12 protein-coding genes and 1 pseudogene are annotated in these 25123 nt (G+C 53.8%); 2 read left to right on the top strand and 11 right to left on the bottom strand.

Going from position 1 to position 25123, the window contains the following annotated elements; genetic code table 11:
* Positions 1-400 precede the first annotated feature (400 nt).
* Positions 401-1312 (top strand): HTH-type transcriptional activator AaeR, encoded by a 912-nt coding sequence (aaeR, locus tag SGBXF1_RS21510; RefSeq protein ID WP_037416253.1) that lies wholly within the window; start codon positions 401-403, stop codon positions 1310-1312.
* Here aaeR and SGBXF1_RS21515 read toward each other — a convergent pair.
* Complete coding sequence (locus SGBXF1_RS21515; RefSeq protein WP_186427519.1) at positions 1275-1652, bottom strand: hypothetical protein; 378 nt, start codon at positions 1650-1652, stop codon at positions 1275-1277. The two genes, aaeR and SGBXF1_RS21515, sit on opposite strands and share 38 nt — an antisense overlap.
* Positions 1649-1936 carry a zinc ribbon domain-containing protein gene (locus tag SGBXF1_RS21520; protein WP_186427520.1) on the bottom strand — a complete coding sequence of 96 codons (288 nt, stop codon included), beginning with the start codon at positions 1934-1936 and terminating at the stop codon, positions 1649-1651. Before SGBXF1_RS21520 ends, SGBXF1_RS21515 begins: the two co-directional genes overlap by 4 nt.
* Positions 1937-2144: 208 nt before the next feature.
* On the opposite strand from SGBXF1_RS21520, the gene uriH reads away from it, so the two are divergent.
* Positions 2145-3089, top strand: a complete 945-nt coding sequence (gene uriH / locus SGBXF1_RS21525; RefSeq protein ID WP_186427521.1) for a uridine-preferring nucleoside hydrolase UriH — start codon at positions 2145-2147, stop codon at positions 3087-3089.
* A gap of 89 nt (positions 3090-3178) precedes the next feature.
* Here uriH and SGBXF1_RS21530 read toward each other — a convergent pair whose 3' ends face one another.
* From SGBXF1_RS21530 to rng, 9 genes and pseudogenes are all read right to left on the bottom strand, one after another.
* Positions 3179-3856, bottom strand: a complete 678-nt coding sequence (locus SGBXF1_RS21530; protein ID WP_037416244.1) for a hypothetical protein — start codon at positions 3854-3856, stop codon at positions 3179-3181.
* 634 nt (positions 3857-4490) lie between these two features.
* Positions 4491-4757: pseudogene (locus SGBXF1_RS21535) on the bottom strand (hypothetical protein); the annotation flags it as partial.
* 116 nt (positions 4758-4873) lie between these two features.
* Positions 4874-5251, bottom strand: a complete 378-nt coding sequence (locus SGBXF1_RS21540) for a DUF6911 family protein (RefSeq protein ID WP_037416238.1) — start codon at positions 5249-5251, stop codon at positions 4874-4876.
* A complete protein-coding gene (locus SGBXF1_RS21545) occupies positions 5244-15413 on the bottom strand; it encodes a hemagglutinin repeat-containing protein (RefSeq protein ID WP_186427523.1) in 10170 nt (3389 codons plus the stop codon). Before SGBXF1_RS21545 ends, SGBXF1_RS21540 begins: the two co-directional genes overlap by 8 nt.
* A 26-nt stretch (positions 15414-15439) precedes the next feature.
* Positions 15440-17113, bottom strand: a complete 1674-nt coding sequence (locus SGBXF1_RS21550; protein WP_186427524.1) for a ShlB/FhaC/HecB family hemolysin secretion/activation protein — start codon at positions 17111-17113, stop codon at positions 15440-15442.
* A 288-nt stretch (positions 17114-17401) separates the two neighbouring features.
* On the bottom strand, positions 17402-18847 hold the full coding sequence (gene tldD, locus SGBXF1_RS21555) for a metalloprotease TldD (RefSeq protein ID WP_037416235.1): 1446 nt from the start codon (positions 18845-18847) through the stop codon (positions 17402-17404).
* Between the two features lie 7 nt (positions 18848-18854).
* A complete protein-coding gene (gene nit1, locus SGBXF1_RS21560) occupies positions 18855-19715 on the bottom strand; it encodes a deaminated glutathione amidase (protein ID WP_037416232.1) in 861 nt (286 codons plus the stop codon).
* Positions 19712-23527: an AsmA2 domain-containing protein YhdP gene (gene yhdP / locus SGBXF1_RS21565; protein ID WP_186427525.1), complete on the bottom strand. Its 3816-nt coding sequence runs from the start codon at positions 23525-23527 to the stop codon at positions 19712-19714. Before yhdP ends, nit1 begins: the two co-directional genes overlap by 4 nt.
* 105 nt (positions 23528-23632) lie before the next feature.
* On the bottom strand, positions 23633-25102 hold the full coding sequence (rng, locus tag SGBXF1_RS21570; protein WP_012147102.1) for a ribonuclease G: 1470 nt from the start codon (positions 25100-25102) through the stop codon (positions 23633-23635).
* Between the last annotated feature and the right edge of the window lie 21 nt (positions 25103-25123).

Genomic DNA, 25123 nt, shown 5'->3' on the forward strand with positions numbered 1-25123 from the left:
TAACCTCCATACCCGTCATCTTTCAAGTTGCAGTGTTGTTACCTGCACTCGCTCACCCCAGTGACTTACTAAAGTAAGCGCCTGGGGATGAGCGAGCTGGGCGCCTAACTGCAACTTGAAAGCTATAGGGTATATCTCCATTCACATTCTCTTTACATTTTAGCTGACACGCACCACAAATTCCGGCCCAGACAGGTCAGGAACCTGAAAAAAGAGTAAACTCTGGAACGTACATCCGCGATAGGAATTGCGAGGATACCGGAGGGTTCGGCCACTATGACGCTGCCGATCACACTCGCGCGTTGATAAGGTCTTTCCACCCGACTACGTTATATTAGCTTGCTTACTATCAACTCATCAACAATCTGTGATCTAAATCACTTTTAAGCCAGAGTGAATAATGGAAAGACTAAAACGGATGTCGGTATTCGCCAAAGTGGTTGAATGCGGGTCGTTTACGGCGGCTGCGCGTCAGCTCGATATGAGCGTTTCATCTATCAGCCAGACCGTCTCCAAACTGGAGAATGAACTACAGGTTAAACTGCTTAATCGCAGCACACGCAGTATTGGCCTGACAGAAGCCGGGAAAATTTACTATCAGGGGTGTCGCCGCATGTTGCTGGAAGTCAGCGAAGTGCACGAACAACTGTACGCATTTAACAATACGCCGACCGGCACGTTGCGTATTGGCAGTTCATCCACCATGGCGCAAAACGTATTGGCCACCATGACCGCCGATATGCTGAAAGAGTATCCCGGCCTGACAGTGAACCTGGTCACTGGCATCCCAGCACCGGATTTGATCGCCGATGGACTGGACGTGGTGATTCGCACGGGTGCGCTGCAAGACTCCAGCCTATTTTCCAAACGCCTGGGTTCAATGCCAATGGTGGTGTGTGCCGCCAAAAGCTATCTTAGCCAATACGGTACGCCACAAAAACCGAGCGACATGGTCAATTTTTCCTGGCTGGAATACAGCGTGCGACCGGATAGTGAATTCGAGCTGATCGCACCGGAAGGCATCAGCACACGTATTGCACCGCAAGGGCGTTTTGTCACCAACGATTCACAGACCATGATCCGCTGGTTAAAAGCCGGGGCAGGCATTGCCTATGCACCGCTGATGTGGGTGATCGAAGAGATCAAACGTGGCGAGATCGAGATCCTTTTCAAAAGTTATCATTCGGATCCTCGCCCGGTATATGCCGTGTACACCGAGAAAGATAAACTGCCACTCAAGGTACAAGTGTGCATCAACTACCTTACCGATTACTTTAAGCGCGTGGGGGAAGTCTATCAGGGCTATCGCTAAGCAGAACACGGCGCACCAAGGCACCAAGTACCAGTAATGCCAGCATGCCTAGCCCCCAGATCAACCAGACGACATATCCCGCCCAGGTAAGCAGCAGCGGGAAAGAGCCCGCCAGCCAGTTCCCCAGTTGCTGCAACCATGGTAACCCGCTATCCAACAGCGTCTGCGGAACCAGGTTGAGCAAACCGGTAAGCTGTGGCGCCAACTGCGCCGACCCACTCTGCGCTAGCCCTGTCAGTGCAGGTAGCCAACCCAAGATACCAGAGGCTCCCCACGCCAACAGCGTCCATAACGCCATGGCAACCAACAGCACTATCACACTCCATCCACGTTTCGTCATGACTGTCCCCCATTGACCGCCTTGCCGCATTGTTGGCAAAAACGGCTGCCCGGTGGCAGCGGTGCAGAACATCCGTTGCATTGTGATGCTGCCGTCTCAAAAGGTTGCCCACAACGGTGGCAATAACGCGCACCGGGCTTGTTAGGCGCCTGACATTGCAGGCATTGTGGCCCCTGATCGCCATACTGATTATAACGGTTGCCATGATGCCCCCGGCCATGTCCCGAACGTTGATGCACGCCACCGAAACCGCCTTGCCCCAAGAGCTTTTTCAACATGCTCATCGCGCCTCTCCTCTCTGCATTTCGCCAGGCCTCACAATAAACCCTGGAGTAAACTCCAGGGTAAAGTGCCATGAAGGGGATTTACGTTTCATTACATCACCGAATCAGCAACGCTTTGATGTGGTTAACAAAAAGCATTATCGGTCATTACCTCGCCTGCCGTCGGTGCGCTATGCTGCGAGAACCTCTCCCTGCATCAGGAATAAAAATGAAAAAAATCATACTGGACTGCGATCCAGGGCATGACGATGCGATCGCCATGCTGCTGGCCTGGGGTAACCCGCAGATTGATCTGCTGGCGGTGACTACCGTAGTAGGTAATCAAACACTGGATAAGGTCACCCGTAACGCACTGGCCGTCGCACGCATCGCCAATATTACCGGCGTGCCCTTTGCTGCCGGCTGCCCGCGCCCGCTGGTACGCCAGATAGAAGTCGCACCCGATATCCATGGCGAATCCGGCCTGGATGGCCCAGTGCTGCCACAACCAACATTGGCGCTGGAACCCTGCCATGCGGTAGATCTGATCATCGACACCATCATGGCTCACCCGCCAGGTAGCGTGACGCTCGTCCCGACCGGCGGCCTGACTAATATCGCAATGGCGGTGCGTAAAGAGCCACGCATTGCCGAACGCGTGAAGGAAGTAGTGCTGATGGGCGGCGGCTACCACGTGGGCAACTGGAGCGCGGTGGCAGAATTTAATATCAAGATCGATCCGGAAGCCGCGCATATCGTATTCAATGAAAAGTGGCCACTAACCATGGTCGGGCTGGATCTGACCCATCAGGCGCTCGCCACGCCAGAAGTCTGTGCCCGTATTGCCGCTATCCAGACCGGACCGGCCAGGTTTGTCGGTGAACTGCTTGAGTTCTTTGGCAAAATGTATCAACAGGCGCAGGGCTTTAGCGCCCCGCCGGTACACGATCCTTGCGCGGTGGCCTATGTGATTGACCCCGAAGTGATGACTGTCCGTAAAGTCCCGGTGGATATCGAACTGACCGGCACCCTGACGCTGGGCATGACGGTGGCCGACTTCCGCGCCGCGCCTCCGCCGGACTGCCACACCCAGGTGGCGGTAAAGCTGGATCAGGATAAGTTTTGGGGTTTGGTGGTAGATGCACTGGAGAGGATTGGGGAAGTGAAAGTTTAAGCTGCGGCTTATATGACAGGTAATAGTAAGGCGGCAGGCCGGGTAGCTTTTGGATTGCCGCCCGGCCTGGTTTTATCGCGGAGGAGAAACTAGCGCTTTAGTAATGCGGTTAATTGTCCATTCAACTGGCTAAGGCAGTCATCCATATATTCCGTGGTGACCTGCTTCACCATCGCATAATCACTGGCTTGCCACTGTGTTAGTGGTGCCGCGCGCGGGGTTGGGCTGCATTTGAATTGGTCGAAGGCTGAGAACATGCTTCCCCCCTCCGGCCGCTTATAAAAGGTAACGGCGTAGCGCAGTTCGTATGGAGTATCACTTTTCGCTAGATCCTGATACACCAGCAGCCATCTGGCGGGTGTAATATTCAAATTATTATTGTAACTGTAACCGGCTCCATTCTTTTGCAACCAGTCGGCGATAACAACCTTGGCTTTAGGCACCAGATAACTTTTAGTCGGTTCTGGCAAAGTATCGACACTGCTGCCTTTCAACGAGTCCTTGCTGAAAGTGTTGGCGGAAAGACCACCGGTAAGTGCAGAGGTTAAAACCTGTAGCCCTACACCTACGCCGGTATTGGTCTGTGTGACAATACGCAGCTTGGTGTCGGCATATTGATTATTGTTATTTTCAGGTAGCGCAAAGAAAGTCTTCACACCAATGCTACTGCCATTAGCAGCGGTGACTTTTTCTACATTATTAGTGGATGAACAGGCGGTTAATAACAGCATACTACTCGCCATGCAAACACATAGAACTTTTTTCATTACTGCTCCTTGTTAGTAATATTCCAACATCATGTTGGGTTTTTATTGATATCGTTTATCTTTAATATAAAGAAATTTATTTTATTAATGATTAATCTTTGGTAATTCAATTTTCAAAATGACAATATTTTTCTAATCAACCGGCTACTCCCGACACTGCAGCTCTCCGAATTAGGCGATTGCGGCAGCAGGAGTTAATGGATTTAGGCCTTAGAAATCACAGTCATGACCTTACCTTGGGTTGTTGCCTATGGGCCAGCCCATGTTAGCTTGGGCTTTAACTCATCAGGGGTTATTTTAAATAGTTCTCCGATATAGTAAACATGCTGGTTATAGTTTGGTGATATATCATCATTACATTTTTCAAAATAATACTTAGCCTGGTTATTCAGAAACCACACATCATGCTCAGTCATACTATTACACATAAGGCTTTCAGGGAGGTTATGTATAAGCTCTGTTTCTAAATAACATGAAACATCTCTTAATTTTACCCAAGAATTTTGTAATTGAATACTCCTAACGTAAGGTTAGAACAAGTCCAAAAATTTTTATGTAGATCTCTAACTTATTCATATTATTCACCAACGCCAACGTTTCAACATAGTAACAGCACCCACTGGAGCACGACTATTTTTTGATTTGCCAAGTCACGAATAACCACGCTACCGCCCGACACCGCCGCCTGCGTGGTGCCTTTGGCATGCCCTTTATTGCCTGCGCCGGAAAGGGCTGCACCCGCCAAATTGGTCAGCAAATCGGCCGCCACCGGGCCGCCGCTACTGATACTTCCCCCCTGGTGTTCGGCCTTGAAATCCGTCTGATTATGGATATCGCTGAAGCCCAGAGTACCTGTATCGAGACGGTTTTTATCCGCTGTGGCGGTACTGGCAATCACCGACGCTGAACAACTGGAGGTCACCGCGCCCCCGAGGTTATCCGGCTGCAACATCGGGAAGCGGGAGGATTTTAGGGCTTAGAAGCAAAAACCCCGGCCAGTTGGCTGGGATCCATGTCTTAGTTCAAAAGCTCCGTTGATACATTGCCAGTATCAAAGAACTCCTTAAAAACTTTGACAACAAGATCAAAGTCTTTCGTGACCTGCCTTTCGGACCAATAATCTCCTAGGATTAGTACCCTTTTATCCGGTTGCGTTAAATCCGTAAACGTCATAACTTCATCTTCTTCATTCAAAAAAGTGACCATATAAAGGCCTTTTTCCATTCTCACTTGAATTTCTGAGATTAAATAACCTTCATCATCTAATTTATCCACTGTCACGCAACCACTAGATAAACGAAGATTATTTAGTAGGTTACCGATGTCATCCCAACTGTCAGATTTCTTAGTACCGCCTTTTGGCGAGCAAGACCAGGAGAGGTGCAACTTACTCATCATTAGCTCCTTTAATACGGAAGCCTTTCGTGCCAGCCTCCCAATATAAAGTCCTGCCTGAACTCTCTTCAAACAAGGTTAGAGACTTAAGCCCAGACTTCTCAGCCATGAGTTTTATATCAGTTAGACAGAAAGAACAAACATCTTGCCCACTCACCGACATAAGCATATCTTTGCCGTTAGTCATCCCTTTCTCATAGGCCTGCTGGATAACACCTATTTCTGCATGAGCAGTACCCATATTTCCATTAGGATAATTTTTGTCAGGGCGCTTATTTATTTTGGCCTGTACAACATCATTGATTAAGGTCGGTTTGTTAAAATCAGCTAATTGTGACGGTCTTACTCCCTGATTTGTATCAGTGAACTTGCTACCATCAACATTTCCTTTCGCGACAACTTTCAGATTCGCATCCACAATCTTACTCAGTTGTTTTGCTGCTGCGGCACCCAATACAGGTGTCAATGAAGCAACAAAGATATCAGCACCCTGCTTCAGCTCGGCATAATCTTTGGCTGTTGCATAATCGACTCCTTTGGTTGTCATGAAGAAGTTGATCATTGCGTCTTGGATCTGTTGCTGATTTTGTGCATCAACGCTGGTGATATTCAGCAGATTCACTATCTGACCGTAGGCATCCGAGTACTGCTGGCTGGCTTTCGAATTGTAGTTACCGGTATTCTCGTATTCACCTTTCGCCGCAATAACCTCCAGCCTCGCCGCACCACAGGCTGCACTTGCTGCCGTTCCATTCCCGCAGGCATCAATCACTTTCTGGTCGCTAGCTATATCTTTTTCACGTAACGCATCGTATTTCTGCTGGGCTTTCTCGCGCTCTGCCGGGTCTTTGCTCTTCTGAAGAGTCTGCTTCGCTATCTCAAACTCCGTCTTTTCAGACACGCTTAGATAGTTATTCTCCACCGCCGTCTTACTGGCCACGCTACCGCCCACGGCCCCTGCGGTGCTGTCCGCTACCAATCCACCTGCCAGCCCTGCCGCCAATTGGCTGAGCGCACTGACATTTTGCTTCTCTGCTTCCGTCAGGGCTGAAGGATCCTTGCCATAATACTGTTCGCTGATAATTTTAGCAGCTAGTTCCCCACTTGCCGCGCCTGCAGCTCCCGACGCCACATTGTTACCCGAGACCAATGCTACCAATGCCCCGGCTACCGCATGTGCAGCCGCATTCGCTGCCGTGTTGCCTTCTGTACGGGTTTTGATTTCCCGTGCCAAATACGGTGCCAGCGCACCACCGGCCGCAGCGCCAATATCACCGCCGCTAATTCCCGCCAGCGCCGCACTGATAGCCGTCCCCGCAGCCCAGAAATTACTGCCGATACCGTACTCTTTCTGCGCCGCCTTATACTCCGGCGACCCCTCTAGCATTTTCTGGCGTTCCTGTGCACTTGCACTCAGGTAGGCTGGATCCTGACTCAGTTTTTCCGCAGCGGCACGCTGAGCCTGTAGCATCTGCTTGTTGCCATAATCGCTGACCAACTGCGTCGCAAGCTGCGTGACGCCCTGGGTAAACGCCAAGTTGTCTTTCACCTTCGCCTCATCGAAGATTTTATCGATACGTCCGTTGGCATTGTCCGTATCGCGGCTTAGCTCGGCGATATCTTGTGTCTGAGCTGCCGTATTACGGATATCAATATTGCCTGCGGCGACTGCCGACTGCGTAGTGCCGGCAGCCTTTCCTTTTTCCTTGGCGAGACCACCGCCGGTTGGCCCACTGGTAGAAATACCAAAACCGCTGCTGCTGGCGTTATACTCCGCTTTATTATCAATGGCATCCCAACCCAGCGAGCCGGTAGAGAGCTGATTTTTGATGCTGTCAGCCGTCGAAGCAATCACCCCACCATTCAGTTGCGTATGGTTGCCAACGTTAATATCAAAGCCTTTATCTCCCGCAAACAAACCACTTTGGTCACCCACACTGGCATATTCACTCTCGATTTTAGTCTGGCTCATACTCAACGAGGCAGAACCGCTCATCGACCCGAAGGTAAAGCTCGCGCCACCGCTAACATCTTTCTGCCAGCTGTGATAGTCGTCGGTATCTTGCAAACTACCGATCGACAGATCACGACCCGCATCCACCTTAATCTTGTCACCCAGTGCCTGCGCACCAGAAAGCATGGTATCGCGTCCACTGCTCAGGCTTAGTTCATCTCGTGCATTGAGCCGGGAGTTAACGTATTCGGTGCTCTTGCCATCTGTCGCACCTTTCGATTGATAACCACTGGCCGAGACGCCAATCCCCGTCTCATCCCCCAGTGAAATATGTACCCCTGCATTCCAGCCACTGCTGTTGTTTTTGCTGGTCTGCTCGCGGTGGTTTCCGGCAGCATCCAGCAGCAGATCGTTTTGCGCCGCAAGCGTCACCTTGTTGCCGGTGATAGCACTACCACTAACGTGCAGGTCGCCGCTAGTCCCCTTCGAGCCTGTAGCGGCCAAGGTAGCGTCGCCGCCTGCCGTTAGGTTACTGCCACGTATCTGATTCTGTTTCAGTTCAGACTCGGAAGTGCTTTTGCTCGACCCAACGCTAAGCTGCACCTTCACACTATTGGAAAACTCACCTTTCGCCAGCCCCTGCGCCTGATCGGCACTGGCCTCAGAATTAACCCACCCTGCACGGGCTGCCTGTACCGCATACAGCGCTTTCAATCTGCCATCACCAGTATCATCCGCACGCTTGAGCGAATCATTCATCGCCAGTAATGTATCGGTGATAGGGCTGGAGACCGACAGCGTCAATCCGCTTTGCTTCTGCTCGTAACGCTCTTTACGCCGCAGCAGATCATTGCCCGGATCGACACTGATCTCACCCGCTACCACGTTAAGGTTCTTATCCGCAATCACGTCCGCACCGCCGATATGCGCCTTGCCGCCTGCCACGATATTCACGTCGCCGCCGGTAGAGCCGATAGTGCTAACGCTCTGGCTTTGGGTGGTGCCGTCTTCATTCAACTGATGCCGTGACGAAGTGCTACCGATAGTCACGCCGATACCACCGCCGCTGAACATGCCGCTCTTTTTCTTCTCGTTTAACCGATAGCGGGATTGTTCCTCGGTAGCCGCCACAATATCGACGTTGTTACCTGCCTGCAGGTTTACCTTGCCGTCGCCGACTACCGTTGAGCCTTGCACCTTCAGGTCATTACCGGCGTTGAGTGCGATATTGTTGCCGCTCAGCAACGTACCTTTCTCGCGAGTAGCGTAGTCCTCTTCCACTGTATGGGTGGTGGTTTTGGACATAAACCCTTTTTTGACTTTGGTCTCTTCGAAGAAGCTGTAGTCGCTTTCGGTGGCGCTGTTCAGCGCAATATCGCGCCCAGCGCTCACTGCCACGTCACCACTGGCCTGAGCCTGAGTGGCGTTGAGAGTCGCGTCCCGTCCGGCCTGAATGCGCGTGTCGCCGCCGCTGGCGATTTCAGTGCCTTGCTGGCGTATGGACTCGTTTACTCGCTGCTGGCGACCGCCGTGGCTTTCCTGATATTCCCGGCTTTGTTGGGTATTGAGGTTAACGTCACGCCCGGCCCGCAGGCCGACGTCGTTGTCTGCCACCAGCGCCGCGGCCTGTGAATTCAGGTCACGTCCGGCCTGTAGTTGCAGATCCCCACTGCTGGTGAGAGTGCTGCGCGTCGCGCCACTACTGATGTGCTCACTGCCGTCGGTTTTCTGACGACTCCCCTGTTCGGCGGTTTGCAGATTGATGTCACGCCCGGCTTTTAATGCCGCGTCGCCCTTGCTGCCGATTTGACTGGCGGTCAGATTCAAATCCTGCCCGGCACTGACGTTTAGTGGCCCACCCGCGCTGATTTCAGTGGCCAGGCTACCATGGGTTTCACTTTCTTTTAGCCCACCGCCCCAGCGGCCACCGTCAGACTTGTCGACGCGAGCAGTGTTATTGGCAAGCAGGTTGACGTCGCCGCCCGCCCGCAGATCCATTGCACCGCCAGAGATGACCTGCGCCCCGGTAACTTCGATATTGTTACCGGCCTGCATGCCCAATGCATCTCCTGCGCGGATCACGGCAATATCACCGACTTCCGTACGCGAGCGCGTCAGCGTCAGGCCACCCTGGGTCCCGGTGGCATCCCACTGGCGGGCCTGGGTTTTATTGATAATGCTGCCGTCCTGGCTTTCAAGCTGGACCCGCTGCCCACTGATGGTCGAGCCGATATTACTGATATCACCAATAGCACTCAAACTCAGCCCATCGTTAGCGTTGATCATCCCCTGATTAAGATTGCTGATGCTTGTCTGGCTGTTGACGTTCAGCCGCTCACCGCCCTGTAGCGTGCTGGCGTCGTTGCGAATGCTGCCGCCGTTCAGGTTAACCTTATTGCCGGCAATCACGCTGCCGCTCAATGGGGCGACGTCACCTTTGGCCAAATAGAGTTTGGGTGCCAGCACCGTCTGGCCATTGACCGTCACCTTCTCCCACCAGACGATACTGTGCTCCAGCTGTGAAACCTGTGCCGGTGTCAGGCTGATGCCGAACTGCAGATTCAGGCTGCTCTGCGCCCGTGCCGCGTTGTCGATCAACTGCTGCATCTGTTCCAGATCGGATCCGACGCCGTTAAGGTAGCGCTGGCCGGTTTGGCTGAGCATCGCGTTGCTGATGTAGCGGGTATCGAAAGCCGCGTCCCCGAGGAAGCGGTAGTCGTAATCTGGATTCAACTGCAAACGGTCGAGGAAATAGGCCGAACCGATAAACTGCTTTTCATCGGTGAAACGGCTATCGTTTTCACGCGGGGCAATGCCCGGCTGCTGGCCCAACATGGCATAGAGATCGTTGAACAGACTGCTGTCCAACTGGCCCAGGCCGTCCAGTTTGGGATTGGTAGTGATCAAATAAGGGCTATCAGGATCCCCAGTGACGACAAAGTGACCGTTGCCGCTACTTGGCAGAGGATAATCCGCCAATGCTACGGCGTTATTGCCGAGTGACCCGAGAGCATCTTGAAGATTGTCTTCCCACTGTGGCGAACCAAAGACCACACTTTGATCCTCTGCCAGCGCCTGCTGTTGCACACCACTGACAGTTTCCGGTTGCTGCAGGCTGTCCAGCGTTGGCCGCACCAGAGTGTGGCTGAGGCTATCCGCGTTCGGGGTCAACGTGGTGTTGCCGATATCGTCGCTAAAGTTGGCGTTGACCGCTCCACCGGCCTGAATAACCGAACGATAAACACCGTCGTCGGTGCGTACGGTGCGTACGTCTCCGCTGGCTTTATAGTGAATATTCTTATCGTCGATTTTCCCTTTGGCGTAGTCATTGATTGCAAAAACAGCAGATACCTTCGGCGTATTATCCGATCCCGGCAATGGCGGTTTTTGATAGGTATAGGTTTGATAGCGCGTTTCTGTACCCGCAGCCCATGACTGGTTGTTCAGCGTGCTGCCGGTAAGCGCAATATCCCCATCGGCCAGAACATCGCTGGCCAGATTATCCAGCGTAGTGGCATTCAGCGTCATGTTACGACCGGCGGCAATACGCGCCGCGCCGCCCGCACTGCTGACCGTTACCTTGCTGGTCGATAACGCCAACTCTTTGGTCGTGGCATAGGGTGAGGCGTAGGTATACCGCTTGTACACTTCACGGGCAGCATCCCCCGCCATTTGACGCATGGTATCTACTGTGTAGTAGCCGTACTCATCATCGTTAAAGAAGCTCAGCGGAATACTGGCCGTGGCACCGTTCAGCCAGTCGTATTTTTTGGTCAGATCTTCCTGCGTAACCGAGGTTTTAAGCCCATCGCGCTGATTAAGCAGATGTGCGGTGTTGATATAAATATCGCCGGTTTCAGTTTCGATAGTGCCGGAGGTGTTGACGATTTGGCTGTTGGCCTTGCCGTCGGCGTCTTTCTGCATCCACAGGTTTTTGCCCGCCAGAATATCGCCACGCTGGTTGGTAATACGGTCCGCCAGCAACTCCATATCACCACCGGCGTACAGCATGCCGCCGTTGAGCAGTTGGTTAGCGGCACTCAGTAGCAAAGAGCCGGCGGTACCGATAAAGCCGTTATTGCTGATGTCACCCCGGCTCAGCAATTGCACCAACCCGCCCGATTGCAGGCTGGCATCGCTGTTTTGCGTGATCCCGGCCGCTTCCAAGCGCATGTCGCCGCTCCCGCCGCGTAAGGTGCCTGCGTTGGTCAACTGGCCACCGCTGCGCAGATCCAGGCTCTGGCCCTGAGTGGTTCCCTTTAGCAGAATATCGCCGTCACTGGTCAGGGCCAGCGCTTTGCCCGCCGCCAGAGTGCCGCTCTGGGTAAAGGCGTTTTTCAGCGTCAGTGTCATATTGCCCAACGCCACCAGTTGACCGTACTGATTCAGCAGGGTGCTGACCAGTGTGGTATCGCCCCCGCTGAGCAGCTTGCCGCTGTTCTGGTTATCCACCTGTCGTGCTGTGATTGTCATCTGGCTGGTTGCCAGCAGCGTGCCGGCGTTATCCATGCTGTCCGCCTTCAGGGTTAAATTACCGCCCTGCAGCGTCCCCGTATTATTCAGACTATCGAGCGTGAGCTGGTTATCACCGGTAGTGCTCAATGTGCCGCTGTTATCCAAGCTGGTGCCGTTGAATGTTAAACTCTTAGCCTGTAACCAACCGCTGTTGTTCAGTGTTGGTGCTTGCAGACTCAAGGCATCACCAACCTTCAGGTTGCCTGAGTTGATCAAGAGACGATCCAACTGCAGCACGCTGCTGCTATCCCCCTGCAGCTCACCGGCGTTATTCAGTTCGTCCGCTTCTATCCGCAACCCGGCCAAACTGCGCACATTGCCGCCTGCCAGATTGTTGAATACGCCGCTCAGCTTGGCCTCGAAGTGGGTTTGCCCCTGCAGCTTACCCCCGTTGCTAAGATCTTTGGCCTGCAACGTTAAATCACCCGCCTGAATCAGACCCTGATTATCAATGCGATTCGTACTGAGCTTCAGTACGCCATTACTCAGCATTTGGCCCACAGCCTGCTGAGTTACTGTTTCTGCAATGTCAGCATCCAATCGGTTAACACCGATCAAAGTCCCATTATTGTTCAGGCTATTTCCTGCCAGATGTAATGTACCTGCCTGCCAATTGCCTTGATTATTCAGCGCTAGCGCGTTGATCGCGATTTTGCCATTGGAGAGGATCTTACTGTCGGCACCGGCATTAAGATCACCCGTTAGATCCAGCAGGATCCCTTTTCCCGCCTGCAGCGTGCCATTCAGATCCATTTGCCGGGCCATCATCACAATGCGATCACCCTGCCATAACCCACCGTTATTTACCTTCGCCGCACTGGCCGTTAACTCTCCTTCACTGAGAAACTGACCCGCAGTGGCGTTATGAAGATCCTGCTGTAGCTGCAATGCCAGTTTCTGTATACCAATCAGGGTGCCAGTGTTGTCCAGCGAGTCAGCTTCCACTTGGGTGTTATTTCCCTGTGCCTCACCATGATTGTTAATGCCACCCGCTTTCAGCACCAATGCCCCTTCACTTAGGACTTTGCCACTGTTGTCCACCGTGCCGGCAATCAGTGCTAGTTGGCCACCGCTTAGCAACTGTCCGCGGTTATCCAACCGCTGGCCAATCTTCGCGTCCATCGCGCTAATGCCCAACGCACTGCCGATGTTGTCCCAGTGCTGTACGTCGACATCCATGCTCTGGCCCTGCAACTTACCGACATTGTTCAACTGATGGCCCTGCAGTGCCAGCACGCCACCAGCCACGATCCTGCCCGCCAAGCGGTTTTGCAGATCTTGGGTAACGACATTAGCTCGCCCCTTGGCCTGCAGCAGTCCGCTGTTCTCCAGATTTTCTGCCGTGAGTGTCGCGTTGTTCGCCACCAATGAACCCGCGTTATTCAACGTCGGAACTGTCAGCGTCATTGCATCGTCCGCTACCAGCTTCCCAAAATTATCTACCGCTCCGCTAAAGGCCAGGTCCATCTCCGATGCGCCAATCTGCCCGCTGTTGACCAGACTATCACCGCGCACAACCAGACGTTTTCCGGCCAACAGTTCTCCCTGTTGCTCAAGACGGTCGACGGTCAGTGTCAATTCATTATCGGCCTGCAACTGCCCACGTTGGCTGAGATAATTTCCTTTCCAATCAATGCCACGTGCGCTGATATCACCGGTGTTATCCACCGTCGCACCACTGACATCCAGATATCCCAGCGTACTGAATACGCCAGCGAGCTGTGCCCCTTCGGCTATTTTCAGCGTCATGCTCTGTTTGGCCTGAGTCTGGCTGCCCCCAGCTGCAGTCAATTGCCGGGTGCCAATCACCAGACCACGCTCACTGGAAATCAATCCGCCGAGTCGTACATTATCGCCACGAATATCTATATCGCCGTCACTCATCAGTGAAGAACCTTGCGACGTTTTCAACATGCCGTTGGCGATAACGCCCTGCTTCCCGGTCGCGCTGCCAGCCAGCAGGAACTCGCCAGTATTTACCGTTAATGGGCCTTCGGCATACAGTGAACCGCCCAGGCTAAGTGTATCGCTCACCGTTAAATCAAGCTGTTGCTGGGAACCGATCAGCCCCTGATTGTTTACTTCTCTGGCGTTCACCGTCTGCTTTTGGCCTGCCTGCAGTTGGCCGCCATTATTCAACCGCTCACTGGTCAGAGTTTGCGTGCCCTGCGCCTGTATCAGCCCACTGTTAGTCAGATGCTGTGTCTGGATTCTGCTGTCTCGATTGGCGGCCAATTGACCATGATTATTCAGCGTGTTGGCCTGCAATAGCAGATCTCGCCCGGCAGTCAGCTCCCCTTGCCACTCCCCGTCACCCTTGAGTGTCAGATTAATATCGCCTTCGGCAGTGATCCGACTGGTTGCCCCACCGTCAAAACGATCAGTGTTAAGGTTAAGATTGCCACCCGAAGCGGTTTTACCCGCCAGGTTCAAAGCATCGGCTTGTAGGTCTACCTGACGCAAACCAGTTACCGATGAAAAACTATCCAGTTGCAGCTTATGCGCTACCTCTGCCGTGACCGTTCCAGCGTTGAGTTGACTATTACGCCACTGCTGATCATCGGCCTTCACCTTCAGAGTGTGTGCAACAGTAACCTGCTGTTGCTTATTCGCTCCCGCCAGCAATGTGCTGTTATCTGCTCGCAATTTGCCGCCGGCAGTAAGCATCACATCACCTTCGGCGCTCAGCGTGGCTTTATCCAAAGCAATGTCACCGCGACTGTTCAGAGTCGCCACCTGTCCGGCTTTATGGCTGCCGCTCAGCGTGATTTCAGCGGCGGCGACGTTTAGGGCCCCCTGTGTCAGCGTGTTGCTCAGGCGTAATTGCCCATTGGTATCCAACTTAATATCGCCTTCACGCGCGTTAAGATTACCAAGGTTTACTCCCACCCCCTTTTCACTGGAAACCAAATGAATTCGGTTAGCGTACATACCACCAAGCGCGCCAGTATCGATAGCCACTTTAGGCACGTCACCCTTACCCGCAATCGCTGTAGCCTTACCAGTTGCATCAACACGGTTAGCGCCAAGCGTAATGTTGACGTCTTTGGCATGCAGTTGTGCATTGATCTCGGTAGCCCGGGCGATGAGGGCGAACTTGTCACTTTTACTGGCATCCAGCCCCTTGCCTTGAATAGTGATAGCCCCTTGAGTGACTTCGAGCGCCTGCAGTTTGCCCTCAGCGTCCAGAATCGGTTTGCCGGTAGTCAATGTTGCATTAGGGGTATTGATAAAACCGCAGCCGTCGCAAGTGATGCCATAGGGGTTGGCGACCATGACGCTAGCCTGCTTGCCTGCCACCTCCAGGTAGCCCTGCAGCTGTGAAGGGTTCGGGGCCACCACTTCGTTGATGATGCCCTGCGCTTCCTTGCCGGCCTGCAGGTTGGGATTGTTCTGGATCAGGCCGCCGAGTTGGGTCTGGTTGAGCTGGCCGGTGGCGTTATTGAGGATGATGCCCTCTTTCCCAACGTTGAAATCGTTGTATTTATTATGAGAAATGCCAGCCTGATTCGGTGTGGCAATGTTGACCACGGGTACGCCGTTAGCGGCCTGATCGACTCGGGTATTGCCCTCGGCAACGTTAACGCCTTGGGCCAGCGCAGGCAGCAGCGGCTGCCCGGCCAGCAGTGCGCACAGGGTGTAACTCAGCAGTCGCTGATTGAAATTAAGATGTTGATTATCTGTGTGTTTCATCCTTGAAACCTTCCTGTACGTTAGCGTTAAAGTACGATATTGACCCGGTAATAGACTGAGACCCGATCCGGTTTCAGCCAATCAGGGTAAGCCAGCGGCCAGCCGACGGTTAGTTGACTGCTAAAATAGCGGCTGCGGTTACCTACCCCCACTGCACCACCCCATAACGTGCCGGAAGCGTTAGTGTCCAGTTTATCGCGATGCAGATAACCACCGTCCAATGCAGCCAAGGCGTTAATACTGCCGAGGTACGGCAATGTCACCAGCGGTCGGTTCACCTCGTTACGCCAATACCCCCCCTTGTCACCGGAAAGATATTGCTCCTTGAAGCCGCGAACTGAGCTTTCTCCACCAATCGTCAACCGTTCACTACCGTACAAACGATGATTACTCCATTGGCTATAGAGACTGGTGAGATAAGTCCAATCTTTCGCCAGCGGCAGGTAGTAACTGCCGGAAAGCGAAAGCTTATGGAACTCGGCCCGTGGTGCTTCTTTGGCTTTTCCGCTGTCATTTTCCGCCCCCAACCAAGGGACCCCACGGCTGTAGGCAGGATTCAAGGTGGCGAAACCGCCCAGCAGTTTCTGACTGTGGCTGACTCCCATCGTCACGCTGGTCAGCTTGCGGCTGCTGCTCTCCAGCCGAGTGTCGTTAAGATAATTGCGATTAATTCGGTGAGTTAACCCCAACGACAGACCCGTTTTCATTTCACCGTCACGGAACAGTACTCGCGAAACGCCCAAACGATGAGTCTGGCTGTCGCCACTGGAACGCCAGTCAAATCCCTGGTTGTTAAGAGTGGTCAGGTAGTCGCTGTAGGAATAGTTGTAATCCAGCGTCCAATAACCGTAAGGCAAGCTAACGCCAGTCTGCACACTGCGTGCGTTGTGATCGTTGGCGAAATCACTGCTGCGAGCACCAGCGACAAACCATTGGTCCGCCAAGCCCAGCAGGTTATTGCCGGTCAGCGATCCGTTGATCTGCCCGGTCCCGGTGCTTTTTTGCCCGCTGTTGTCGAACCCCAGCCCAAGCATCAGCGGAAACTCGGGTTTGGCACTTAAATTGACCACCGAGTAGCCCGGTTGGTTGCCGGGCAGGATTTCTATCTGCACCGGTTGCTGGCGCAGACGGTTGATCTGCTCCATGCCCTGCTCAATATCGCGCAGGTTGAGGATGTTCCCCTGCAAGCCAGGGAAAGCCATTTTAAGCATGCGATCTTGGTGCTGCTCCAGCAGGATTTTCTCAAGACGGCCTTCCAGCACCAGTAACCGCAGTTCGCCGCGCGAAAGATCCTGATCAGTCAAGAATGCACGGCTGGTGATATAACCACGACCGATGTACCAGTCGGAAACCTGCTGCACCAGCGTTTGGATTTGCCCCAGATCCAGGCATTGTTGCAGGTAATTCTGGGTGAGTTTGCGTTGCGCACTGGCAGGCAGATGCTCGGCGCCTTCCAGTTGAATACGGTTGATGGTGAAGCAAGGGCCACCCACTTTGGCGCTGGGTATTGGGGTTGCGGGCAAGGTCGGCGTCAGGCTGCGTTGCAGTTCCTGCCGCTGCAGCTGGTTTTGCTCCAGTAAATCACGTTGTTGTTGTTGGATAGTGTCGCGGTCCGCCGGACTCAGCAGGTTAGCGCCGGTGGCAGAGGAAAAGAAAATGCACAGCAAAGCTGCCGTGAGACGTTGAGTAACTGAATCCATTCAGAAGACCATCCGTGTGTTTTTTCAGCATTTTAACGACGGGATGGAGAATGTAACAAGATGCAAATAATTAGCGGATGACTAAATCAGGCTAACAAAAAAAGAATGTTCCTAGACCAACCAGCAGAAAGTTATTTGAAATAGTTAAATTTAACTTATTGATTTGTACGAGAAGGAAAAAACAGTGAATCGCTCTTAATTGCCGCTAAACTGAAAAATTACTGCTAATGCGACGCGTGCCACAAAACAGGATGCTGATAGGGGCCGTGAACCGGCCCCTGGAGAACATTACGCGGTCCCACCAACGGTCAGAGTGTCCAGCTTCAGGGTCGGTTGACCGACGCCCACAGGCAGGCTTTGCCCTTCTTTGCCGCACACACCAACGCCTTTATCCAGCGCCAGATCGTTGCCAACCATCGATATCTGCTGCATCGCCTCAATACCTGAGCCAATCAACGTAGCCCCCTTCACCGGTTTGGTAATGCGGCCTTTCTCGATTAGATAGGCTTCAGTGGTGGAGAACACAAATTTGCCGGAGGTGATATCTACCTGACCGCCGCCAAAGTTAGGCGCGTACAGGCCGTATTCAACGCTGGCAATGATCTCTTCCGGTGTAGATTTACCCGCCAACATGTAGGTGTTGGTCATGCGTGGCATTGGCAAGTGCGCGTAAGACTCGCGACGTCCGTTACCCGTTGGTGCAACGCCCATCAGGCGTGCGTTGAGTTTGTCCTGCATGTAGCCTTTCAGAATACCGTTCTCGATAAGCACGTTGTACTGGCCCGGCACACCTTCGTCATCAATCGCCAGGGAACCACGGCGACCTTGTAAGGTACCGTCATCCACTACCGTACAAAGCTCGGATGCCACCAACTGCCCCATCTGACCACTGAACACCGAAGTACCACGACGGTTGAAGTCGCCCTCCAGACCGTGGCCCACCGCTTCATGCAACAACACGCCCGGCCAACCAGCACCCAGAACCACCGGCATATTGCCGGCAGGTGCCGCAACGGCGGAAAGGTTAATCAACGCCATGCGCACCGCCTCTTTGGCGTAAGCATCAGCGCGAACTTCGCCCTCGGCAATTTCAAGGAAATAGTCGTAACCGAAACGACCGCCGCCGCCGCTGGAGCCGCGTTCACGCTTACCGTCTTGTTCAACCAGCACACTGACTGATAAACGTACCAACGGGCGAACATCTGCCGCCAGCGTTCCGTCGGTAGCCGCAACCAGGATCTGCTCGTACACACCGGTAATACTGGCGCTCACTTCCTGCACCCGTTTGTCGGCAGCACGGGCAACCTTGTCTACGCGATGCAGCAAAGCAATTTTCTCTTCACGCGGCAGGCTTTGCAGCGGATCGAGCAATGGGTACAGCACGTTATGACTGATTTCGCCCAAGGTATGCACCTTGCCGTTACCCGTGTCACGTACGATACTGCGCGCAGCTTGGGCGCTCTGCTGTAGTGCGTTCAGGGTAATCTGATCGGCATAGGCAAAGCCGGTTTTCTCGCCGCTGACAGCGCGTACCCCGACCCCTTGATCAATATTGTAAGAGCCATCCTTGATAATGCCGTCTTCAATCACCCAGGCCTCGTGATAGCTGGACTGGAAATAGAGGTCGGCATAATCGAGGCGGCGTTCGGCCAGTTGCCCCAAGACGGAAAACAGGTCCTGGTGGCTCAGCTTATTGGCAGTAAGTAACTGCTCACTGACAAACGTCAGGCTCATAATTTTTTTACTCTTTAATGGAGAAGTTTTTTTCAAACGGCGCGGTCAGCGACGTCTGGAATCTGTTGTGTTGCAATACCGGCATCTGTTCGCGAATGGTTTTGAGCCCAGTAATATCGACCCGCACCTTCATCGCCGATACTGCATCCGGGTTTTCAGCCAGTACTTTGCCCCAACCGTCCACGGCCATCGAATGGCCCCAAGTGCGACGCGTAGGCCCATGGCTGCCAACCTGTGCTGGCGCCAGGATCACACACTGGTTTTCAATCGCTCTTGCGCGCAGCAGGATTTCCCAATGCGCTTCGCCAGTCACGCGGGTAAAGGCAGCCGGCACCGAAATCAACTCGGCGCCCTGCGCCCGCAACGCTTGAAACAGTGCAGGGAAGCGCAGATCGTAACATATGGTCATCCCTAAGCGCCCTACAGGAGTATCGACTACCGTTAGCTGTTGACCGTGCTGATACGTGTCTGACTCCCGATAGTGGCCATGAGTATCCTTAATGTCCACGTCAAACATGTGCAACTTGTCGTAACGAGCACGAATTTCACCTTGGTCATCAAACAACAAGCTGCTGGTAGTGATAAGTGCGGGGTTCTCACGGCTGATCAACGGCATGGAACCGACCAGCAACCAGACGCCATAACGCCGCGCCATTTCGCGCACCGCATTCTGCAACGGCCCGTCACCCTGTTGCTCTGCATGCTCACGATAAGCGGCGGAGTTAGCGAACAACAATGCGTTCTCTGGCGTCATGACCAGTTTCACCCCGGCATTGAGTTGCTTAATCTGCTGTTCAATCTGGGCCAGGTTGTCACGCACCCGATCGCCACTGCACAACTGTAACAACGCAACGTTAGCATTTCTCATGGCGCCTTATCCTCCTTTGGCTTACGCAGAACCTCGTTGATTTTCGGCTGATCCAGATCACCACTGATATGGTAGCGAATCAGTGAAATCTTGCTCCACAGCGGTCCAAGCACCTGCGAAGCGGCAAACACCGCCGCCCCCACAATCGGGTTAATCACGAACGCCGTAGCCACACCAACGGTGGCTGAAATGGCCGGCGCGACTACCGCTTCCATATCAATCCGACGGCGTGCCAGATCAATCTGGCCACTCATAGCGATGTCCGCTGCCAGTCCGTCAACCAACAAGTTATCGGTATGCATTATGCCATCTTTCAGCCATGCCGTGCTGCGGATGGAATCAAAGTAGAAGCCTTTACCAAAGGTATCACTGAAATCGAACTGCAGCTTACGTAGCAAGGCGTCGAAGCTCACCAAACGCAATAGCTGCCCAGCGCGCCCACCACCCATACTCTCGATCTCACCTTTGCCCATGTTGACCTTCAACGCACCGCTGAGGGTGCTCATTTGCGGTTTCCACGGTTGCCCATGCCAATACAGATCAAAATCAATGTCATAAGGCGCGCCTTTCAACGGCGTGGTGATGCCGAAGAAAGCGGCGGTTTCATCAATTTTTCCACCCAGCAGCTTGCCTTTCAGCGAGCTGCGTTCTTCCTGGGCGTTCTGCTTCCACAAGCCGCTGGCGGTCATGCGCCCTTTGCCGGTATCGACCAAGCCATGCTCCAGGGTCAGGGTATCACCCTGATTGGCCAGATCCGCCTCCACCTTGCCGAGGTTTTGCCCCATGACCCAGCACGACTTGCAGCGTAGCATCAACGACGGCCAGTCACGGAAAGAAACCTTTTCTGCCGTCGCCAGCGGGTTGGTCGCCGCCGCCGCCGTCCCTTTGCCATCGCTAAACTGCGGATTGTAATAGAGATAATTGATATCGGCACGCCACGGTCCACGATCCGTCACCCGCAGACTGCCGTCGACTTCTTCACCCTTGGCGCTGACCAGAGTGCCGCCGAGCTGTTTTTCGGCCGAGAGCGTCAGCTTGTGCCAGGCCTGGCCGCCCCACAGCAGTTGCGGTGTTTTCAGCGCTACGGTGGTCGGGAAGTTGAAGCCACCCACCTGGCCCGAGCCACCGCCTTGTTTTAACGCCGGTGCCATTAACCCCAGCCACTTTTCACCGTCCAGTGGCGGCAGGTTGAGCGTCAAAGATTTACCGGCCGGTAAAGGTGGCGTTCCACCGCCTTCGGTTTGCCATGCCGCTCGTGCCAGCGTCACCTGCTGTTTGGCAAAGGTCCATTCGCTGTTGAAATGGTTCTGCTTGCCGGCGCTGCCGGTCAGCATGAAGCCATTCAGGCCACCTTTCACTTTTACACTCAACGGCAGTGGCTCACCCGCCGGTTTATCTAGCGGAGAAGGTAAGTGACTGCTTACTTTTTTGAGGTCTGCATCAATGCCGATGTCATAGCTGGCGTTGCCCTTATGCGGCAAGGTAATGGCAATCTGGCCCTGCCAGGGCGCGCTGCCACTCAGGGCATCGGCGACTTCGTGCGGAATACCGGGGAATTTACCCGGCTGCCAGTCAGCCTTCAGACCCACATTGACCTTGTAGTCGCTTTGACCTTCCTGTGTGGTGAAGTTCACCGCAACCGGCTGCCCGAACCAGTTGGCCGACAGGCTATCACTGGTCAGGTTGCCGTTATCGAAGCGGAACTTGCCGCTGACTTTTTTCAACTCACTTTCGATCGGCTTAACCAGCAATGAGTTGTTGTTTAGCGCCACCTCACCCGTAGCGCGCACCAGCTCGCCGTTCAAGGGGATATCGAGATGTAAGCGCCCACTGACATTACCGCCAATCTGCAGCTCATTCAGTGCAGCGCCCAACGAATCATGCAGCGGTGTCTGCTCGAAATAGTCATGGATTTCCGCGCCCTGACCCGCCACGTCAGCGTCAACCAACAGGCGTTCCTTCAGGTAGTCCGGAATGACGGCGGTAACATTTTTGCCATCGACTTTACCCAGCTTGGTCTGTGGCGCATTCATCCACAGCCCTTCATTGGCAAAATCGAGATCGATAGCCAGGTCGGTCAATGCCGGCCAGTCCGGTTGGAATTGGAAGGTCGAATGGCGCAGCGGGACAAATACCTCAAACTGGCCTTCATGTTTACGGTAAGGGAAATGCTGCGGGTCACCGTTGTAGAGCAGCGTGGCGTTATCCACCTGCCCGCCCTGAATGGCACCGCTGAGGTAGTCCACCAGGTGCTTGCCCATCAAGGGTTCCGGGAAGTAACGCCAGGCGTCTGCGGCATCATACAGGCGGATACCGGCCAGAATGCTCAGCCACGGGTCGCCCTTGGCCGGCTGCTGGTAGCGGAAATCACCGTTCACCCACAGCGATTTGGCTTTCACATCCAGATTTTTACTTGCCAGCTCCCAGCCTTGTGGGTTATTCAGCCAGGTTAACGCACCGCGCGCGCTGCTGACTTCCAACGGGGCGCGGAACATGTCGCCGTACGGCAAGGTGCTGTCGTTGAGATCAAGCTGCAGGCGGCCATTTTCTACACCGCCACTCAGCGCGCCAGAGAAATGATTTATCCCCGGCAACAGTTTCCACGGCTGCCAACTGACGTCCTGCCAACGGGCCTGAAAACGGGTTTTTTCCGGCTGTTTCAACGGAATATCCAACGCCAATGCATTGACCTTGCCTTGCGGTTGCAAATCGTTCCAGCGCTCCAGCACGTCTGGGCTGAGGAACGAGAAGGTCGGCAGCAACGCCGCCAGCCGTTCTAGCTGAATATTGGTGGCGCGTACGCGCAGTTCTTCAGTCTGCCCCGGCCCCATAAACTCGGTGTTTTCGGGAAGCCACAACGAGGAAAGCCGGCCCTGCGGCCAAGCCTGACCGTCAGTGGTCAAATTGAGCTGTGGTACATCCACCTGCCAGCCGGTGCCCTGACGGCTTAGCGTTAATGCCAGGTTGTCCACGTCCAGTCGGTGTTGCTGGGCACCTACGCTCCAATTGGCCGCGCCTTGCTTCAACAATGCATTACCGCCGGCGATCTCACCGTTCTGGATCTGTAACCAGGCAGCCAAGCTAAAATCGGCGCTTTCCAAACCGGTATTGGCACGCAACCAGCGAGTAAACCAAGGTTTCATGTCGATATTATCGGCCTGCATATAGACCGTACCGGTATTCAATAATCCCTGATTATCACGCAGGTCCATACGCAGTTGCACCACGCCATGCTGCCCGTTCAGCGTCGACAGGCTGATCTGCCCTTCGGCACGGTGACGATCACGACCGTTAAGCCAGGTAAGCTGAGGGACTTCGAATTCGGCACGGGCACCAGCGGGTGTCAGGAATGAGAGACGGCTATCACGCAGGTCGAAATGATCCAACTGATGCAACAGCAGATCAGTAATCTTACCCGGTTCGATGGTGCTACCTTGATGTTCATCCCCACCCAGCGTGGTGTTCAGATCAAACTGGAGTTGGTAAAAGGTGAGATCGCGAAATTGCCAGCGCCAATGCAGCAGCGACTGCCACACGTCTAGCGCCAGCGTAACACGTTCAATATGCAGGTTACTTTTGGGCAACGTGGCACGCACGTTGCGCATTTCAAGCTGTGGGCCGAAGGTTTCCCAGCTCCCTTGCATGAAATCGACCTGCACAGGCACACCGGAAAGGCCTTCGACCTTTGCCAGTATTTGAGGGCGGTAGTTGTTCAGCTCAGGCAGTGCCAAACGTAATCCGCTGATCAGCAACGCCACGACTACAATCAGACTGGCGCCTGTAGCTAACAAAATCCCAGGCAGTCGCCTCACGCAGTTCTCCTTGCTTCCGCTGCCTGGCAACGGGAATATCTATGCACGGTGGGGCTCAGCATGCTGAGCCCCACCGATGCCGGACTTTGGCCACCAACAGGCGGACTACATCATGACAACGTCAAACTGTTCCTGGCTGTACAAGGGTTCGATCTGTACCTTCACCTGCTTGCCAACAAAGATTTCCACTTCCGCCAACGCATGAGATTCTTCGCTTTTCAGCGCTTCCCCCACCGCCGCAGACGCGTATACCAGAAAACGATCAGAATCATAAGCATGGTGCACGCGCACAATTTCACGCAAGATTTCGTAGCACACGGTTTCCACTGTTTTCAATGTGCCGCGTCCATGACAAGTAGGACAATCATGACACAGCACATGTTCAATGCTTTCACGTGTACGTTTACGCGTCATTTCAACTAAGCCTAGCTGAGAGAAGCCGTTAATCGTGGTTTTTACCCGATCTTTACTCAGTGCCAACTCCAGCGAATGCAATACCCGGCGCCGGTGTTCGTCATTGTTCATGTCAATGAAGTCAATGATGATTATGCCGCCCAAATTGCGCAGCCGCAGTTGGCGGGCAATAGCTTGCGTTGCTTCGATATTGGTATTGAAGATGGTTTCGTCGAGGTTACGATGGCCGACAAAAGCGCCGGTATTGATATCCACGGTGGTCATCGCCTCGGTCTGATCGATAATCAGATAACCGCCGGACTTCAGTTCCACCTTGCGCTCTAGTGCGCGCTGTATCTCATTTTCGACATCGTACAGGTCAAAGATTGGCTGGCTACCGGTATACAGCTCCAGCTTGGCAGTGATATCCGGGATGTACTCACCGGTAAACTCCACCAACAGATCGTGAGTCAGACGAGAATCCACGCGGATCCTATCCAGCGCCGCACCGGCGAAATCACGCAGAATGCGCTGCGCCAGGGCCAACTCACCATACAGTTTGTATTTGGTCTGGTTACGTTTTTTACGCTCCATCACCTTGGTCCACAGGCGCTTGAGGAAGGCAGCATCCTGCGACAGTTCTTCTTCACCAATACCTTCCGCCGCGGTGCGAATGATAAAACCACCCAGTTCATCGCAATAACCGGCAACGGCTTTTTTCAGGCGATCGCGCTCGGCTTCGCTTTCAATACGCTGCGAAACGCCAACGTGCGCTGCACCTGGCATAAACACCAGGTAACGCGAAGGTAAGGTAATGTCGGTAGTCAGGCGTGCGCCTTTAGTGCCTAGCGGATCTTTCACCACCTGCACCATCAGATCCTGCCCCTGGCGTACCAGTTCGGCAATATCCCGCACGTGGAAATTCTTCTGCTCATCACCAGCAACACATTCGGTGTGTGGCATGATATCGGAGGCGTGCAGGAAGGCCGCTTTATCCAGGCCGATATCGACGAAGGCCGCCTGCATGCCTGGTAACACGCGACTTACGCGCCCTTTATAAATATTGCCGACGATGCCGCGCTTGGATTCGCGCTCGATATGGATCTCTTGCAGGATGCCGCCATCAATATAGGCAACCCGCGTTTCAGACGGTGTGATATTAACCAGTAGCTCAGCTGTCATGCCCTCTCCTCAGAACCGGTC

The sequence above is a fragment of the Serratia grimesii genome, from assembly GCF_900186025.1.
Taxonomy (GTDB): Bacteria; Pseudomonadota; Gammaproteobacteria; order Enterobacterales; family Enterobacteriaceae; genus Serratia; species Serratia grimesii.